This is a genomic window from Paraburkholderia sp. RHO2, from assembly GCF_050955445.1.
Lineage (GTDB): Bacteria > Actinomycetota > Actinomycetes > Mycobacteriales > Mycobacteriaceae > Prescottella > Prescottella agglutinans_A.
This window is the reverse complement of record NZ_CP162617.1, coordinates 1,836,700-1,852,823: the sequence shown is the minus strand read 5'-3', so window position 1 is coordinate 1,852,823 and position 16,124 is coordinate 1,836,700. Positions and strand designations below refer to the sequence as shown.

Genomic DNA, 16,124 nt, shown 5'->3' with positions numbered 1-16,124 from the left:
GGAAGGCTGTTGGTCCGAGCCGCCAGCTCACCTCTGTGCACGACAGAGTTTTGTACAAAACCAGATCTTGCGGAATCGACGGGCCTCACTTGTTCCCGGTTCCCGCCAGAATATTCTCGGCACGAGGTCGAGCAGGGTCTGTTCCCAGGCCGTTGCCGGCCGGGAACAGACCCCGTCGTTGTCGGTGGCTACGCGCTACTGCTACTTGTTGGATCCGAATCCGCCGAGCGAGCCGAGGCTGCCGGTTCCGCCGGTTCCAGGGTCTCCAGGGCCTCCGGGGTCTCCGCCGGGCGCGACGATCACCGATACCTGATCGGCGGAGGCGTTGACGGTGCCCTGGCCCGAGTACTCGGCGGTGACGGTCCGCTGGCCGGCGGTAGCCGGGGTCCACGCAGTCGTGGCAGTCCCGTCGGATCCGACCTGGCCGGTGCCGATGACGGTGCCACCGTCCTTGAAGGTGACGGTACCGCCGGCGTTGGCGGGGTTGACCTTTGCCGTGAGGGTCGTGGTCGTGCCGACGGTGACGCTGCCGATCGGGTTGAGGGTGGTGGTCGAGTCGGTGGTGGAGGCGGGTGCCTCGGCGACGTTGACCTGTGCGGTGGCGCCCGATCCGGTGACGCCGTCACGGCCGGAGAAGGTGGCGGTGAGGGTGTGGCTGCCGGCCACCGTGGGCACCCACTGGTAGGTGACCTTCCCGTCGTTGCCGACCGGCAGCGTCGCCAGTGTCGTGGTGCCGTCGCGGAGTTCGACGGTGCCACCTGCCGCGGTCGGGCTGACCGTGGCAGTGACGGTGGAGGCGCGGCCGACCTGGGCGCCGGTCACCGGCGCAAGGTTGATCGTCGAGGTGACGTTCTGCTCGGCGACCTGCACGGTGATCGTCCCCGACTGGGACGCGGTGGAGAACGCGGTGCCGAGGAAGCCCGCCGAGAGTGCGTGGCTGCCCCGGAGCGTGGGGGTCCAGGCGAGGGTCGCGGTTCCGCCGGCGTCGATGGCGGCCTGGCCGAGTACGGCTGCGCCGTCGCGGAATTCGACGGTGTCACCCGCCGCGCCGCCGGTAACGGTGGCGGTCAGCGTGCTCGGCACGCCGACGCGAGCGCCGGCGACGGGGGCGAGGGTGGTCGTGGTAGCGGTCTTGGCCATAGTGATCGACGGGCCCTTGGTGCCGTAGTTGCCGCTGCCGAGCGATCCGCCGTAGTCCATGCCGGTGGCCAGGGCGGTATCACGGGCGCAGTTCTGGCCGACCCTGTAGCTGACGCTGAAGACGGGGTTCCGGAAGAAACCGGGGCGATTCTGAACCACCCAGTCGGTGATGCCCCAGGAGGCGCGGACGTAGCCGGTCCCGTTGCCCTCGTCGGCGACGACCTCGGGGTTGGAGACAGGGTATTCGCTCTGGCCGATCATCTTGGCGGAACCCGGGACGTAGGTCATGCAGGATGGGTGCCGGTCCTTGACGTTGTAGATGAACTCGTCGACCCAGCTGGTCCGGTCGAACTTCGTCGTCACGGTGATCGTGTCGCCGACCGCGGGGGCAGTGTTGCTGACGGTGCGGGTGAAACGGGAGCTTCCGTCGTCCCAGGTGATCGACCCGGGGGCTGCGCCGGCGACACCTGCGCCGAGAAGGGCGAATGCACCAATCGTCAGTGTCGTTGCCGCGCCGACCGCGATGCCACGCGTCATCGCTCGTGATGTCATGTGTTTCCTTTGCTCGCTGGTGTCGCGACCGTCGACATCGAGGTCGCAGCGTTGGTTGAGTGGCCGTGTGCTGAGCCCGGCGGTCGGGCGCCGACCACACGGCTACACGCTGGGGCTAGCCACCATCCCCCGAGAACGTTGCTGACCGGGCCGGTTGAACTGAGCCGGCCGTCGACGGGGCGGCGATACGACAGACTGCGGATCGGGCCACACAGATCTCCGTTCGATCAAGCGCATTCCGCAGTATGTGACTGCAGGACCCCCAGCAAAAGAGGTGCCCGTGCGCGATACGAATCACGCACGGGCACCTTTATACAGACAATCGTCCAACTACCGTGGGGCTTTCGCGGACCGGACTGCCGAGGACCGGAGAATCCGCAGGTCCGTTTCCGAACGCAACGGGACCGCGGACCGCAGAGGCGCACCGCCCAAGAGGCTCATTTTCGCTGGGCCGGGCGACGCCGAGATCGGCTCAGCCCACGATCAGCACATGCAGGTTCCGCGGCCCGTGGACGCCTTCGACGCGCTCGAGTTCGATGTCCGACGTCGCCGACGGCCCGCTGATCATCGTGGTCGGCCGCTCGGGCACCAGCCGGGCCAGGGCCTCGGGGACGCCCACCTCGATGCTCTCGGCGGTCACGACACACACATGCAGATCCGGGACCAGGGTCAGCGCCCGGCGGCCCTGGTCGGGGCTGCCGTCGAGGAAGATCGTCCCCGTCTCGGCGCACGTCACCGCCGACGCGGTCACGACGCCGTCCAGGTTGGACAGCTGCGGCGCCGGCATGTCCGGGGAATCGACGACAACCTCGCCACCGAACCCCGATAGCCACGAATCCTGCAGTCCCGCAGGGACACCGACGCGGTCGTCTATGACCTGCAGCAGCGTGCACAGCATCCGCGACGGATGTCAGGGGTCGCCCTCGACGTCGTAGCCGGTCGCGGTCGCGAGCGCCTGGTCGATCAGCCGCGTCGGGGACGGGAAGTCGATGTTGGCGGCGACACCGTCACCATGGCCGGCGTCACCCGCGCCCAGCACGTGCGACAGGCGCTGCGTCAGCCAGCACTCGACGCCCTTCGCGGGAACCGCAATCACCTCACGCTGGAACGGGTCCGCGAGGGGCGTGACCAGCACATCGGCGAGCGCGGACGCGAGCGTGCCGGCGCTCTCGACGCGGTGCAACGTCGGCAATGCGCATCTCCTAGCGGTGTCGTCGACAGTGCGGCATCGGCCAAGAATTATCACACCGATCCGACATTCCCGGAGGTCGCCGACCAGCCGGACTCATCCATCGACCCGCGAGCACTGGAGGAACCGCTGCCACGCGAGCCAGGGGCGAGAGATCAGAACTATTCGTCGAGCCGGACGACGTCAACTCGTTCGCGAAGCATATGGCGGACCTGAGCGCGCAGGCGGACACCGCGCGTCCCGATGGATCGACGCTTTCGCCAGGGCGGACTACTTCGAATCGCGCGCCGACGTAGTGCACCGGTGCACGGCGGCAGTCGCGGACTGACGCGGTGAGGAGATTGTGTTGGCCGGCAAGTGGGTATCCGCGCCGGAGGAAGGTAATCATCGGCTGAAACGGAGCCTGTTATGACCGACACTTCAACCCTCATCGTGCAGTTGCGTGCGCTGCTCGAGCTGACGAACACCGAGACCCAGATAGCGGACACCCGACGGGCACAGGCACGTACCGAGGCCGTGGCCACCGAACTCACCGAGAATGCGGACAACGCCCGCGGACGTGCCGACAACATCGAGCGGGCCTTGCGTGAGCTGGGTGGGCGCCCGTCGCTCGTGGCACCTCTGCTCGGGCGCGCCGCGGCGGCATTCAAGACCGTGACAGAGCAGATGCAACCGTTCGACGAAGCACTCCTCGGTGACCTCACCCTCGAACACCAACTCCTCGACCGCTCCCGGTATCTCAAAGCCCTGGCCACGGCCGGACACCGAGGCGACATCGTCCAGCTGGCCGACGAGCTGATCACCGCACATTCGGCAACCGTGGAATGGCTGACAACCGTACTGGCCGAGGACGCGCTCGGCGGCCCGGCGGCGCTACGCCGCACGCCGGTCCAGGCGGCGGCCGGCGCTGCGGTGCGCTGGATGAACACTCCGGTGTCCTGGTCGACGATGGGCATCGACCGGGCGATGGACGCAGCACGTTCCACCAGACCCCGGATCAGCCAGCTACTGAGCCGAGGCGCTCACACCGGCGAGAGCGAACCGGACCAGCTGCCAATCCCCGACTACGAAACGTTGAACGGCTCCGCTGCCGTGACCGCAGTCAAGGAACTGACCGCACCCGCCGATATCCGGACGATCATGGAATACGAAGAGGCGAACAAGAACCGGCACCGTGTCGTCTCCGCAGCACAGACACGCCTCGCCGCCATCGCACAGGAAATCACCGGTATCTGATCCATCGGTCCGGGTCCTGCAATACGCCTCCTGATACGTCGTATCTGCACGTCAACGCACCGTTCATCCCGTTGCGCGATCAGCGATTTCGCGTAGCGTCGACTGTGGCCGCCGGCTCGGATCGGCAGTGAAGGTCGGGCGGCACGTTCGGGGCAACGCCACACGTTGCGGCGCGGTGAGGTCGTGAGAGCGATCCGGGTGGCACTGGAACCGGGTGAGCGGGGCACACCCGTCCGGGGCCGTACCTGAGCACGGCAGGATCTGTCGATACCACCCGCGGGCAGAGACTGCAGCGGCACGATCCACAAGATCATTGCCGCCCTCACCCCCCGGAGAACGGCCCGGCGAATAGCACCACTTCCGCCACGCTGTTGGTGCGGCGACGGCGGCACGGGTTCGACGGACGCGGCGGCCGGTGCTCGGAGCGCCGCCGGGCGTGGGTGAATCGAACCCGCCGCCTCAGGCTCAGGCATCGAGCGATGATGATCGCCCTCAGCCCACGATCACCACATGCAGGTTCCGCGGCCCGTGGACGCCTTCGACGCGCTCGAGTTCGATGTCCGACGTCGCCGACGGCCCGCTGATCATCGTGGTCGGCCGCTCGGGCACCAGCCGGGCCAGGGCCTCGGGGACGCCCACCTCGATGCTCTCGGCGGTCACGACACACACATGCAGATCCGGGACCAGGGTCAGCGCCCGGCGGCCCTGGTCGGGGCTGCCGTCGAGGAAGATCGTCCCCGTCTCGGCGCACGTCACCGCCGACGCGGTCACGACGCCGTCCAGGTTGGACAGCTGCGGCGCCGGCATGTCCGGGGAATCGACGACAACCTCGCCACCGAACCCCGATAGCCACGAATCCTGCAGTCCCGCAGGGACACCGACGCGGTCGTCTATGACCTGCAGCAGCGTGCACAGCATCCGCGACGGATGTCAGGGGTCGCCCTCGACGTCGTAGCCGGTCGCGGTCGCGAGCGCCTGGTCGATCAGCCGCGTCGGGGACGGGAAGTCGATGTTGGCGGCGACACCGTCACCATGGCCGGCGTCACCCGCGCCCAGCACGTGCGACAGGCGCTGCGTCAGCCAGCACTCGACGCCCTTCGCGGGAACCGCAATCACCTCACGCTGGAACGGGTCCGCGAGGGGCGTGACCAGCACATCGGCGAGCGCGGACGCGAGCGTGCCGGCGCTCTCGGCGCGGTGCAACGTCGGCAATGCGCATCTCCTAGCGGTGTCGTCGACAGTGCGGCATCGGCCAAGGATTATCACACCGATCCGACATTCCTGGAGGTCGCCGAGAGCCAGGAGAGTATCCATCCATCTACCCCGCGAGCCCTAGAGGTGCCGCTGCTACGCTGCCACGCGACAACAGGAGCCAGGGGGGCGCGATGTCAGAATTATTCGTAGAGCCGGACGACGTCGATGCGTTCGCGAAACATATGGCGGACCTGAGCGCTCAGGCGGACACCGCACGGCAGTACGCCGAGAAGTGGACCGCGATCGGGTACAGCGAGGGCCGTATGTTCGTGCCGGTCGTCGAGAAACTGAGCGGATTGCACGACGTGTTGTCAGAGAACTTTCGCCGCATATCTCAGCTCTCTGCGGACGCAGCGAACGAACTAACGCGAGCAGCTGCGATGTACAGATCGACCGACGGAGCGTCTCACGACCGGATCGAATCCATGTACTGAATTCGATCATCCGCTTTTCTGGGGGAAGAATGACAACAATCGACTTGAAGGACCCTGTCGCGACCGATCCGGTCCCGGACCTCGTCGAAAACATCCTCGGCGCAGCTCAGTACATGAGCCCGACCTACTGGATCAATGAAGCCGCGAAACTGGTGTGCGGTACCGACCCGATGGCATGGATCGCCTCCCAGTTCGCAGGGGATTGGGAGGCGGTTCAGCGTGCAGGCGTCAGCATCACTACCCTGGGCGAGTTCAATGCGGAGTACTCACGTCGCATCGATCAAGATGTCGCGGGCATTCCGAGCTTCTGGCGGGGTGAAGCAGCTGACGGCGCGTCCAACTACCTGACCGGCTACGCGTCGACAATCCACAGCCAATCGCAGGACTTCACCCGGATCGGCGAACAGATCAGCCAGATCGCGGTCGGCATGTATGAAACCGCCAACGCCGTCAAAGGACTGTGGCAAACGCTCTTTGATTGGCTGATTACGATCGGCGTAACGCTTGCGGCAGCTGCACTCACCAGCTGGACTGGCGTCGGAGGCGTTGTCGGCGGCGCTGCGGTGGTCGCCGAGATCGCCGCAGCAACCGCGATTTGGCGGCAGGTGGTCGACACGACTGGCAAAGCGTGGGACGGCGCTCAGGGCTCGATCGGGTTGATCACGGGCTTCATGGCAGGGCTGGAGAACGTGTCGATACATCAACTTCCACAGGCCTCGTACGACCATCCAGGAGCATGACATGTCGACCGACGACCAATTTCGAGATTTGGCAGGCGGAGACCGCGGTGTTGCACGCCATCTGGCCAGTTCTCTCCGAGCCCTCAAGCAGCACAGCCACGATCCGGAGTTTTCCAAGATCGTCGACGAAGTGCTCAGCGGGCGAACACAGCTTCGTGATGTCTTCACGTCGGACGCGTTCGCGCGCACACTCAACCCTTTGATCGCGGAGTCTACTGCGCGCTATCGCGAATTGGACAGCGACACGAAGGCGGAACTAGCGGCGGAAGGTGAACGTCAATTGCTCCGTCTGGGTGAATCGAACCCGCCGTCATACGCTCAGGCATCGAGCGATGATCCAGACGACTTTCCCACGTCCACCAGAATCTTGTCCTCGGATTGGTGACCGATGTCAGCCGCCCCTGAAACCACCGTCAAGTTGAGTGCCGTGGCAGTTGACGAGTCCGGACAGCACTACTTCCCAGCCTCCGCCTTGCCCGAGATCTGCGTGGAGCATGGCTTGTCCGCGACGAACACCGCGACGACATGGATACGACCGCCCCGCAAGATCACTGACGACCTTCCGAAGGGGGTCTCCTCATACATTCCAGGCGGATTCGGGCCGTTCTGGAAAGGTGTGGCGAATTCGTTCAACCGTCTCCAGCATGGACCCGCAGTGCGTGCGGAATGGCCGCTCTGTATCCGCTGCGAGTCTCGCCGATCTCGGGGCCTGCGCAGTGCGGCTGCGCTTGCCGCACTGGGGACAGCTCTGATCATCCTCGCTGTCGTCATCGCTGTGGCCGACTTCGAGGGCCTGATTGTCAGCGCGATGTTCGTGATCGGACTACTCGCGCTGCCAGCGTCGGTCGCGCTGCTTCACGCGATCCGGCCGGAGAGGCTGTTTCACGCCACCGCGGCACCCGACGGCTCCGCCGTGATCGTCACCGACCCGCACCCGAACTTCGCGGCGGCAGCGCGGGCCGGCCAAGGCTGAGAGTCAGCCCACGATCACCACATGCAGGTTCCGCGGCCCGTGGACGCCTTCGACGCGCTCGAGTTCGATGTCCGACGTCGCCGACGGCCCGCTGATCATCGTGGTCGGCCGCTCGGGCACCAGCCGGGCGAGCGCCTCGGGGACGCCCACCTCGATGCTGTCGACGGTCACGACGCACACGTGCAGATCCGGGACCAGGGTCAGCGCCCGGCGGCCCTGGTCGGGGCTGCCGTCGAGGAAGATCGTCCCGGTCTCGGCGCACGTCACCGCCGACGCGGTCACGACGCCGTCCAGCTCCGACAGCTGCGGGGCCGGCACGTCGACGGAGTCGATGTGGACGTCGCCGCCGAACCGGGACAGCCACGAATCGTCCAGTCCCGCAGGAACACCGACGCCGTCGACGTCGAGGTCACCGAGCACGCGCGCCAGCACCTCGGGGAGTTCGTCCGGCGCACTCCGGTGCACGACGGCCTTGTAGTCGACCAGCCGATCGACCAACAGCTCGACGCGCTCGGCGTCGGGCATCGTGCGGCCGGTGCGGTAGTTCCGCGGAATCTCGACCGCGGCGGGCGGCGCGAGGGTCAGCGCGTCGCGGATCCGTCCCATGATGACGTCGCGTGAGCTCACTGCTGCGCCTCCTTGCGTGCCTCGTCGATCGCGGTGCGGCCCTCCACCGAGTCCCACCACTGCCGGAACGTCTGCTTCGGCGGGGCGGGGATGTCGCGGGCGTCGGTCCACCCGTTCAGCGGCGGCGGCAGTGTCGAGATCTTGCCCTTCTTCCCGGCAACCACCCGCCCCAGTCCGGCCGCCTTCTGCGCCAGCGTGAACCGCTTGGCCGACGACATCACCACCGACGCCGCCTTCATCGCGGCCGCCTCCGCGCCGAAGCCGGACTTCTGCACCTTCTGGTGCCGCAACTCCACCAGCAGCGACGGGATGTCGATCTTCACCGGGCACGCGTCGTAGCAGGCCCCGCACAGGCTCGACGCGAACGGCAGCGTCGAGTTCGGGTCGTCCTTGCCGTCCATGCCCGCCAGCTGCGGGGTGAGCACCGCGCCGATCGGGCCCGGATACGTCGACCCGTACGCGTGCCCGCCGGTCCGCTCGTACACCGGGCACACGTTCAGGCACGCCGAGCAGCGGATGCAGTTGAGCGCCTCGCGCCCGACACCGTCGGCGAGCGCGGCGGTGCGGCCGTTGTCGAGCAGCACCAGGTGGAAGTCCTGCGGCCCGTCGCCGGGTGTGACCCCCGTCCACATCGACGTGTACGGGTTCATCCGCTCCCCCGTCGACGAGCGCGGCAGCAGCTGCAGGAACACCTCGAGGTCCCGGTAGGTGGGGATCACCTTCTCGACGCCCATCACGGTGATCAGCGTCTGCGGCAGCGTCAGGCACATGCGGCCGTTGCCCTCGGATTCGACCACGCCGAGGGTGCCGGTCTCGGCGACGCCGAAGTTGGCGCCCGAGATCGCGACCGGCACCGTCATGAACTTGTGCCGCAGGAACTTCCGCGCCGCGGCCGCGAGGTTCTTGGGATCGTCGTCCAGCTCCGGGTCGACGTCGGCCATCTCGCGCAGGAAGATCTCGCGGATCTCCGACCGGTTGCGGTGGATCGCGGGCACGAGGATGTGCGACGGCTTGTCGTGGCCCAGCTGGACGATCAGCTCCGCCAGGTCCGTCTCGTAGGCGCGGATACCGTTCGCCTCGAGATGCTCGTTGAGCTCGATCTCCTGCGTGGCCATCGACTTGACCTTGATGACCTCGTCGGAGCCGGTCTCGCGGACGAGCCGGGTGACGATCGCGTTGGCCTCGTTGGCGTCGGCGGCCCAGTGGACGGTGCCGCCGCGCGCGGTCACCGCGGCCTCGAGCTGCTCGAGCAGTTCCGGCAGGCGGCCCATGACGTCGGACTTGACGGCCGAGCCGGCGTCGCGCAGGTCCTCCCAGTCGGGCAGCTCGCCGGTCACGGCCAGGCGCTTGGCCCGGATCGTGTGCGTGGCCTTGCCGATGTTGCGGCGCAGCTGGGTGTTGGCCAGCTCGTGGTGCGCGGCGGCCGGGAACTTCTCCTGTCCGCGCAGGAAGCCGACGCCCTTGGGGGCGCGCGGCGGGAAGGCCGGCAGTCCGAGTGCGACGCCGCTCATGCGGTCACCTCCGCGTTCTCCGTGGACGCCAGGATCTCGGCCAGGTGGATCGTCCGCGTGCCCATCTGCAGGCGGGACATGCCGCCGCCGATGTGCATCAGGCACGACGAGTCACTGGCCGAACAGAATTCGGCGCCGGTGTCGGCGACGTTGCGGATCTTGTCGGCCAGCATCGCCGTCGACGTCTCGGCGTTCTTGATCGCGAACGTGCCGCCGAATCCGCAGCACGAGTCAGCTTCGGGCAGCTCGACCAGGTCGATCTCGCGGACCGCCCGCAGCAACTGCAGCGGCTTGTCGCCGACTCCGAGCATGCGCAGCGAGTGGCACGTCGGGTGGTAGGTCACCCGGTGCGGGAAGTACGCGCCGACGTCAGTCACGCCGAGCACGTCGACCAGCAACTCGGACAGCTCGTACGTCTTGGCCTTCACCGTCTCGACCCGGCCGCACAGCGACAAGGTCCCGTACCGCGAGGCGACGATCTCGTGCTGGTGCCGGACCGACCCGACACAGGACCCGGACGGCGCGACCACCGCGTCGATGGAACCGTCCCCGAACGTGTCGGCGTAGTTCTCGACCAGCGGCAGTGCGTCGGGCTGGTACCCGGTGTTCACGTGCATTTGCCCGCAGCACGTCTGGCCGGGCGGGAACACCACCTCATGGCCCAGCCGGGTGAGCAGCAGGGCGGTGGCTCGGGGGGCATTCGGGAACATCGTGTCCCCCATGCACGTGGCGAACATCGCGATTCGCATGCGGATCTCCGGCATCGTCCGACGGTGTGGTCAGACCACAGTAAGCCATGGTCAACGCGATGACGCAACCCACGGGGCGTTCTGCACCAACTTTCGTTCAGGCCTCGAATGTGACCCGAGTCATGGTGTACGGTCTCTGTGGTCTGACCACAGGTACCGGCCGATGCACGCCTTCCCCGAGACGCCGCGACCCGGCGCAACCCAGGAGTTTCATGTGGAATCCGAGATCCTCGCGGTGACCTTCACGCCCGCGACCGATGCCGTCGGCGGCAGCCTCACCGCGTCGGCACTCGTCGCCCTGGCCCCGCTCGCGACGTTCTTCGTCCTGCTGGCCGGTTTCAAACTGAAGGCCTGGTACGCCGGGCTCGGCGCGCTCGCCGTCGCGGCCCTGGTCGCGATCGTCGGCTTCGACATGCCGGCGTCGCTGACCGGCCTCTCCGCACTCCAGGGCATCACCTTCGGTCTGTTCCCGGTGATGTGGATCGTCGTCACCGCGATCTGGTTCTACGAACTGACCGTCGTCAGTGGCCGCTTCGAGGACCTGCGCCGGGTGTTCAGCTCGGTCGGCCGCGGCGACATGCGCGTGCAGGCGATGCTGATCGCGTTCTGCTTCGGCGGCATGCTCGAGGCGCTCGCCGGATTCGGCGCCCCTGTCGCGATCACCGGCGCCATGCTCATCGCAATCGGCATGCCGCCGATCCGCGCGGCGGTCACCGTCCTGGTCGCCAACACCGCCCCGGTTGCGTTCGGCGCCATGGCTATTCCGATCACCACCGCCGGCAACCTGACCGACATCCCGCCGACCGAGATCGCCGCCGTCGTCGGCCGTCAGACACCGATCCTCGCGCTGTTCGTGCCGCTGCTGCTGCTCTTCCTCGTCGACGGCCGCCGCGGCATGAAGCAGGCGTGGCCCATCGCGCTGGTGACCGGTGCCGTGTTCGCGCTGGCCCAGTTCTGGTGCTCGGCCCACTTCTCGTACGAGCTCACCGACGTCGTCGCCGCCCTCGCCGGGCTGGCCGCCGCGGTGACCATGCTGCAGTTCTGGAAGCCGACGACCCCCGAGGATCAGCGGTCCCAGGTGGAGCCCGAGCGCCTCGGCCCGTCCCGCGTGTTCCTGGCGCTGTTCCCCTACCTCCTCGTGGTCGTGGTGTTCGGCATCGCCAAGCTGTGGACCCTCGGCGTCGACATCCCCGCGTGGCTGGCCGGCACCGACCGCAAGATCCACTGGCCCGGCCTGTACGGCAACCTGCTCACCGGCAGCGGCGATCCCGCGTCCAGCGCGGTGTACACGTTCTCGTGGCTGTCCAACCCCGGCACCCTGCTGCTGATCTCCGGCATCATCGTCACCATCGTCTACTCGCTGTGGACCAGCGGCGGGCGCTTCCGGCTGACGGCCCGCGACGCGGTCGCCACGTTCGGGGTCACCGTGGTCAAGATGCGCCTGGCCATCGCGACGGTCGCGACCGTCCTGGGCCTGAGCTACGTGATGAACCAGTCCGGCCAGACCGTCTCGATCGGCACGTGGCTCGCCGGGACCGGCGCGATCTTCGCGTTCTTCTCCCCGATCCTCGGCTGGCTCGGCACCGCGGTCACCGGATCCGACACATCCGCGAACGCGCTGTTCGCGAAGCTGCAGCAGACCGCCGGCATTCACGCGGGCATCGACCCGACCCTGCTGGTCGCGGCCAACACCTCCGGCGGCGTGGTGGGCAAGCTGGTGAGCCCGCAGAATCTGACGATCGCCGCGACGGCGGTGGGTCAGCCGGGCAGCGAGCCGATCCTGCTGCGGAAGGTCGTCGGCTACAGCGTCGCGATGCTGCTGATCCTGTGCACGCTCGTCTACCTGCAGTCCACCCCGGTCCTGAGCTGGATGTTGCCGTGACCGGTCGGGGACTCGGACACGACCGGCGCACGGCCTAGGCTGACGTGTCATGACGTCCGAGTCCCCGACCACCGACCTGACGAGCGCGACGCACCCCCGCGCGTGGGAGCACGTGCTCAGCCGGGTCGAGGAAATGATGGTCTCGGGCGAACTGCTGCCCGGCCAGCGCCTCCCCGGCGAACGGACCCTCGCCGCCGATCTCGGCGTCGGGCGCTCGTCCGTCCGCGAGGCGCTGCGCGTCATGGAGGCCCTCGGCCTGCTCAAGGCGCAGACCGGGTCGGGACCGAACGCCGGCGCCATGATCGTCTCCCGCCCCACCGGCGGCATGACGATGCTCATGCGGATGCAGGTCGCCGCCCACGGCTTCCCGGTCACCGACGTGGTGCAGACCCGTCTCGTCCTCGAATCGGAGGTGATGCGCGCCCTCGCGCAGACGCCGTCCGTCGACCTGGCCACCGCCGTCGAACTGCTCGACTCAATGGACGAGCCGACGCTGACCGCCGACGAGTTCCTCGTCCTCGACGCCCAGTTCCACGTCGCGATGGCGGACGCGGCGGGCAATCAGGTGATCGCGGCGATGATGGCCGGGTTGCGCGCGTCGATCGAGTCCTACGTCGTCGCGGGCGTGGATCCGGCGGCGTGGCCGGGCACCTGCACGCGACTGCGGCACGAGCACCGCGGCCTGGTCGAGGCCGTGACCCGCGGCGACGCACCCCTGGCGCAGAAGCGGATCGTCGACCACATCACCGGCTACTACGAGGGTGTGCGCGGCGACTTCTGAGCCACGATCACCACGTGCAGATTCCGCGGACCGTGCACCCCCGCCACTCGCTCGAGTTCGATGTCGACGGTCGCCGACGGCCCGCTGATCATCGTGGTCGGACGCTCCGGTACCAGCCGGGCGAGCGCCTCGGGGACGCCCACCTCGACGCGGTCGACGGTCACCACGCACACGTGCAGGTCCGGCACCAACGTCAGCGCCCGCCGGCCCTGGTCGGGGCTGCCGTCGAGGAAGATCGTCCCGGTCTCGGCGCAGGCCACCGCCGACGCGGTCACCACCCCGTCCAGGTCACCGAGATCGGGGGCGGGAATGTCCGCCGCGTCGACCACCACCTCGCCGCCGAACCGGGACAGCCACGAATCGTCCAGTCCCGCAGGCACACCGACCCGGCGGGCGCCGACGTCGGCCAGCACCCGGGCCAGGGTCGCCGGCAGTTCGGCCGCGGTGCACCGGTGCACACGGGCGTCGTAGTCCTCGAGGCGATCGACCAGCAGGGCGATGCGTTCGGCGTCGGGCATCGTGCGTCCGACGCGGTACTCGCGCGGCACCTCCACCGGGGTCGGCGGGGCCAGCGCCAGGGCGCCCCGGATCCGCCGCAGCACCTCGTCGCGCGAACTCACCGCCGCGCCTCCTTCCGCGCCGCGTCGATCGCCGCCCGCCCCTCCGGCGAGTCCCACCACTGCCGGAACGTCCGCTTCGGCGGCGCCGGGATGTCGCGGGCGGACGTCCACCCGTTCAGCGGCGGCGGCAGCGTGGAGATCGTGCCCTTCCTCCCCGCCATCAGCCGACCGAGCCCGGCCGCCTTCTGCGCCAACGAGAACCGCCGGGCCGACGACATCGCCACCGACGCGGCCCGCATCGCCGCGGCCTCAGCGCCGAAGCCGCTGCGCTCCACCTTCTGGTGCCGCAGTTCGACCAGCAGGGCCGGGATGTCGATCTCGACCGGGCACGCGTCGAAGCAGGCGCCGCACAGGCTCGACGCGAACGGCAACGTCGAGTTGGGGTCGTCGGCGCCCTCCATGCCGGTGAGTTGCGGGGTGAGCACCGCACCGATCGGCCCGGGATAGGTGGAGCCGTACGCGTGCCCGCCGGTGTGCTCGTAGACCGGGCACACGTTGAGGCACGCCGAGCAGCGGATGCACTTGAGCGCCTGCCGGCCGAGCGCGTCGGCGAGGGCGGCAGTGCGGCCGTTGTCGAGCAGCACCAGGTGGAAGTTCTGCGGCCCGTCGCCGGGCGTGACGCCGGTCCACATCGAGGTGTACGGGTTCATTCGTTCGCCGGTGGACGAGCGCGGCAGCAGCTGCAGGAACACCTCGAGGTCGGCGTACGTGGGGATGATCTTCTCGATGCCCATGACGGTGATGAGCGTCCGCGGCAGCGTGATGCACATCCGCCCGTTGCCCTCGGACTCGACCACACCGACGGTGCCGGTCTCGGCGACGCCGAAGTTCGTGCCCGAGATCGCCACCGGCACCGTCATGAACTTGCGCCGCAGGAACTTTCGGGACGCCGCGGCCAGGTGCTGCGGGTCGTCGTCGAGATCGGGATCCACGCCGTCCATCCCGCGCAGGAAGATCTCCCGGATCTCCGCGCGGTTGCGGTGGATCGCCGGCACCAGGATGTGCGACGGGCGGTCGTGCCCCAGTTGCACGATCAGCTCCGCCAGATCGGTCTCGTAGGCGTGGATGCCGTGCTGCTCGAGGTGCTCGTTGAGACCGATCTCCTGCGTGGCCATCGACTTGACCTTGATGACCTCGTCCGAGCCGGTGTCGCGCACCAACTCGGTGACGATCGCGTTGGCCTCGATCGCATCCGCCGCCCAGTGCACCATCCCGCCCCGCGCGGTCACCGCGGCCTCGAACTGCTCGAGCAGTTCCGGCAGCCGGTTCAGCGCATCGACCTTGATCGCCGATCCGGCGTCGCGCAGCGCCTGCCAGTCCGGTAGCTCACCGGTGACGGCCAGCCGCTTGGCCCGAATCGTGTGCGTCGCCTTGCCGATGTTGCGGCGCAGCTGCGGATTGGCGAGCTCGTGGTGCGCGGCCCGCGGGAACGTCTCGTCGCCGCGCAGGAAGCCGATGTCGTCGGGTGCGCGCGGCGGGAACTCGGGGATCCCCAGACCGACGGCGGTCATGCCGGCGCCCCCGCGGGCACACGGGCCTCGACCGACGCGAGGATCTCGGCGAGATGGATCGTCCGGGCACCCATGCGGAGCCGGGTCATGCCGCCGCCGATGTGCAGCAGGCACGACGAGTCACTCGCACAACAGAATTCGGCGCCGGTGTCGCCGATGTTGCGGATCTTGTCCGCCAGCATCGCCGTCGACGTCTCCGCGTTCTTGATCGCGAACGTGCCGCCGAACCCGCAGCACGAGTCGGCTTCCGGCAGCTCGACCAGGTCGATCTCCCGAACCGCGCGCAGCAGCCGCAGCGGCTTGTCCCCGACCCGCAGCATCCGCAGCGAGTGACACGTCGGGTGATAGGTCACCCGGTGCGGGAAGTAGGCGCCGACGTCCGTCACGCCGAGCACGTCGACCAGCAGTTCCGACAGCTCGTACGTCTTGGCCTTCACCGTCGCCACCCGCTCGCACAGCGCGGTGGTCCCGTACCGGGCGGCGACGATCTCGTGCTGGTGCCGGACCGACCCGACACAGGACCCGGACGGCGCGACCACCGCGTCGATCGACCCGTCCCCGAAGCTGTCGGCGTAGTTCTCGACCAGCGGCAGTGCGTCGGGCTGGTAGCCGGTGTTCACGTGCATCTGCCCGCAGCACGTCTGCCCGGGCGGGAACACCACCTCGTGTCCGAGTCGGGTGAGCAGGATCGCGGTCGACTTCGACGCCTCGGGAAAGAGCGTGTCGCCGATGCACGTCGCGAACAGGGCAATTCGCATGGGACCTCCCGCAGTCGGTCTGCAGCAACCACGCTATCGCCGATCCGACAGCCACGCCTGGGTACGGCGGAACTCGGCTCGCGCCCTGTCAGCTGAAGGGACCCTTCATTGAACTGCTCCCCGGAAGTTGGACTGAGAAATTCGGTTCCGATGTCCGGGGAGCAGTT

The 16,124-nt window shown here is 68.3% G+C and carries 18 protein-coding genes; 7 read left to right on the top strand and 11 right to left on the bottom strand.

The window, feature by feature from the left end; translation table 11 throughout:
- Positions 1-201 precede the first annotated feature (201 nt).
- The 3 genes from ABTV10_RS08570 to ABTV10_RS08560 all read right to left on the bottom strand — a co-directional run bounded on the left by ABTV10_RS08570 (position 202) and on the right by ABTV10_RS08560 (position 2,884).
- Positions 202-1,692 carry an Ig-like domain repeat protein gene (locus ABTV10_RS08570; RefSeq protein ID WP_499033991.1) on the bottom strand — a complete coding sequence of 497 codons (1,491 nt, stop codon included), beginning with the start codon at positions 1,690-1,692 and terminating at the stop codon, positions 202-204.
- Positions 1,693-2,164: 472 nt separating this feature from the next.
- Positions 2,165-2,590, bottom strand: a complete 426-nt coding sequence (locus tag ABTV10_RS08565; RefSeq protein WP_499033990.1) for a LutC/YkgG family protein — start codon at positions 2,588-2,590, stop codon at positions 2,165-2,167.
- Positions 2,591-2,602: 12 nt separating this feature from the next.
- Positions 2,603-2,884 carry an exodeoxyribonuclease V subunit gamma gene (locus ABTV10_RS08560; RefSeq protein ID WP_499033988.1) on the bottom strand — a complete coding sequence of 94 codons (282 nt, stop codon included), beginning with the start codon at positions 2,882-2,884 and terminating at the stop codon, positions 2,603-2,605.
- 405 nt (positions 2,885-3,289) lie between these two features.
- Here ABTV10_RS08560 and ABTV10_RS08555 point away from each other — a divergent pair, with 405 nt between their 5' ends.
- Positions 3,290-4,117 (top strand): ferritin-like domain-containing protein, encoded by an 828-nt coding sequence (locus ABTV10_RS08555; protein WP_499033986.1) that lies wholly within the window; start codon positions 3,290-3,292, stop codon positions 4,115-4,117.
- Positions 4,118-4,609: 492 nt separating this feature from the next.
- Here ABTV10_RS08555 and ABTV10_RS08550 read toward each other — a convergent pair whose 3' ends face one another.
- Positions 4,610-5,035: a LutC/YkgG family protein gene (locus tag ABTV10_RS08550; RefSeq protein WP_499033984.1), complete on the bottom strand. Its 426-nt coding sequence runs from the start codon at positions 5,033-5,035 to the stop codon at positions 4,610-4,612.
- Positions 5,036-5,047: 12 nt separating this feature from the next.
- Positions 5,048-5,329: an exodeoxyribonuclease V subunit gamma gene (locus ABTV10_RS08545; RefSeq protein WP_499033983.1), complete on the bottom strand. Its 282-nt coding sequence runs from the start codon at positions 5,327-5,329 to the stop codon at positions 5,048-5,050.
- A 173-nt stretch (positions 5,330-5,502) separates the two neighbouring features.
- On the opposite strand from ABTV10_RS08545, the gene ABTV10_RS08540 reads away from it, so the two are divergent.
- Genes ABTV10_RS08540 through ABTV10_RS08525 form a run of 4 tightly spaced genes read left to right on the top strand, consistent with a single transcriptional unit; the run spans position 5,503 to position 7,518 of the window.
- Positions 5,503-5,805 (top strand): type VII secretion target, encoded by a 303-nt coding sequence (locus ABTV10_RS08540; RefSeq protein ID WP_499033982.1) that lies wholly within the window; start codon positions 5,503-5,505, stop codon positions 5,803-5,805.
- A gap of 29 nt (positions 5,806-5,834) precedes the next feature.
- Positions 5,835-6,545: a hypothetical protein gene (locus tag ABTV10_RS08535; RefSeq protein ID WP_499033979.1), complete on the top strand. Its 711-nt coding sequence runs from the start codon at positions 5,835-5,837 to the stop codon at positions 6,543-6,545.
- Position 6,546: 1 nt separating this feature from the next.
- A complete protein-coding gene (locus tag ABTV10_RS08530; RefSeq protein WP_499033978.1) occupies positions 6,547-6,930 on the top strand; it encodes a hypothetical protein in 384 nt (127 codons plus the stop codon).
- 42 nt (positions 6,931-6,972) lie between these two features.
- A complete protein-coding gene (locus ABTV10_RS08525; protein WP_499033976.1) occupies positions 6,973-7,518 on the top strand; it encodes a hypothetical protein in 546 nt (181 codons plus the stop codon).
- 3 nt (positions 7,519-7,521) lie between these two features.
- Here ABTV10_RS08525 and ABTV10_RS08520 read toward each other — a convergent pair whose 3' ends face one another.
- Genes ABTV10_RS08520 through ABTV10_RS08510 form a run of 3 tightly spaced genes read right to left on the bottom strand, consistent with a single transcriptional unit; the run spans position 7,522 to position 10,420 of the window.
- The gene (locus ABTV10_RS08520; protein ID WP_499033974.1) at positions 7,522-8,145 is read right to left on the bottom strand and encodes a LutC/YkgG family protein; all 624 of its coding nucleotides are present in this window, start codon (positions 8,143-8,145) and stop codon (positions 7,522-7,524) included.
- On the bottom strand, positions 8,142-9,656 hold the full coding sequence (locus tag ABTV10_RS08515; RefSeq protein ID WP_499033973.1) for a LutB/LldF family L-lactate oxidation iron-sulfur protein: 1,515 nt from the start codon (positions 9,654-9,656) through the stop codon (positions 8,142-8,144). Before ABTV10_RS08515 ends, ABTV10_RS08520 begins: the two co-directional genes overlap by 4 nt.
- Entirely contained in the window at positions 9,653-10,420 is a 768-nt protein-coding gene (locus ABTV10_RS08510; protein ID WP_499033972.1) for a (Fe-S)-binding protein, read from the bottom strand. The genes ABTV10_RS08515 and ABTV10_RS08510 overlap by 4 nt, the downstream gene beginning before the upstream one ends.
- A gap of 199 nt (positions 10,421-10,619) precedes the next feature.
- Here ABTV10_RS08510 and ABTV10_RS08505 point away from each other — a divergent pair, with 199 nt between their 5' ends.
- A complete protein-coding gene (locus ABTV10_RS08505; protein ID WP_499033971.1) occupies positions 10,620-12,287 on the top strand; it encodes an L-lactate permease in 1,668 nt (555 codons plus the stop codon).
- 49 nt (positions 12,288-12,336) lie between these two features.
- Positions 12,337-13,068, top strand: a complete 732-nt coding sequence (locus tag ABTV10_RS08500) for a FadR/GntR family transcriptional regulator (protein WP_499033969.1) — start codon at positions 12,337-12,339, stop codon at positions 13,066-13,068.
- On the opposite strand, the gene ABTV10_RS08495 is transcribed toward ABTV10_RS08500, so the two are convergent.
- The 3 genes from ABTV10_RS08495 to ABTV10_RS08485 are packed head-to-tail and all read right to left on the bottom strand — an operon-like array spanning position 13,041 to position 15,957.
- Positions 13,041-13,688: a LutC/YkgG family protein gene (locus ABTV10_RS08495; protein ID WP_499033968.1), complete on the bottom strand. Its 648-nt coding sequence runs from the start codon at positions 13,686-13,688 to the stop codon at positions 13,041-13,043. The two genes, ABTV10_RS08500 and ABTV10_RS08495, sit on opposite strands and share 28 nt — an antisense overlap.
- Positions 13,685-15,199: a lactate utilization protein B gene (locus ABTV10_RS08490; protein WP_499033967.1), complete on the bottom strand. Its 1,515-nt coding sequence runs from the start codon at positions 15,197-15,199 to the stop codon at positions 13,685-13,687. The genes ABTV10_RS08495 and ABTV10_RS08490 overlap by 4 nt, the downstream gene beginning before the upstream one ends.
- Positions 15,196-15,957, bottom strand: coding sequence for a (Fe-S)-binding protein (locus ABTV10_RS08485; RefSeq protein WP_499033965.1), 762 nt, complete (start codon positions 15,955-15,957; stop codon positions 15,196-15,198). Before ABTV10_RS08485 ends, ABTV10_RS08490 begins: the two co-directional genes overlap by 4 nt.
- Positions 15,958-16,124 lie beyond the last annotated feature (167 nt).

Bases quoted from the DNA above. Each gene is read 5' to 3' on its own strand.
- ABTV10_RS08485 (WP_499033965.1), bottom strand. From the start codon at position 15,957: ATGCGAATTGCCCTGTTCGCGACGTGCATCGGCGACACGCTCTTTCCC.
- ABTV10_RS08500 (WP_499033969.1), top strand. From the start codon at position 12,337: ATGACGTCCGAGTCCCCGACCACCGACCTGACGAGCGCGACGCACCCC.
- ABTV10_RS08535 (WP_499033979.1), top strand. From the start codon at position 5,835: ATGACAACAATCGACTTGAAGGACCCTGTCGCGACCGATCCGGTCCCG.
- ABTV10_RS08555 (WP_499033986.1), top strand. From the start codon at position 3,290: ATGACCGACACTTCAACCCTCATCGTGCAGTTGCGTGCGCTGCTCGAG.
- ABTV10_RS08490 (WP_499033967.1), bottom strand. From the start codon at position 15,199: ATGACCGCCGTCGGTCTGGGGATCCCCGAGTTCCCGCCGCGCGCACCC.
- ABTV10_RS08570 (WP_499033991.1), bottom strand. From the start codon at position 1,692: ATGACATCACGAGCGATGACGCGTGGCATCGCGGTCGGCGCGGCAACG.
- ABTV10_RS08565 (WP_499033990.1), bottom strand. From the start codon at position 2,590: ATGCTGTGCACGCTGCTGCAGGTCATAGACGACCGCGTCGGTGTCCCT.
- ABTV10_RS08550 (WP_499033984.1), bottom strand. From the start codon at position 5,035: ATGCTGTGCACGCTGCTGCAGGTCATAGACGACCGCGTCGGTGTCCCT.
- ABTV10_RS08530 (WP_499033978.1), top strand. From the start codon at position 6,547: ATGTCGACCGACGACCAATTTCGAGATTTGGCAGGCGGAGACCGCGGT.
- ABTV10_RS08515 (WP_499033973.1), bottom strand. From the start codon at position 9,656: ATGAGCGGCGTCGCACTCGGACTGCCGGCCTTCCCGCCGCGCGCCCCC.
- ABTV10_RS08540 (WP_499033982.1), top strand. From the start codon at position 5,503: ATGTCAGAATTATTCGTAGAGCCGGACGACGTCGATGCGTTCGCGAAA.
- ABTV10_RS08510 (WP_499033972.1), bottom strand. From the start codon at position 10,420: ATGCCGGAGATCCGCATGCGAATCGCGATGTTCGCCACGTGCATGGGG.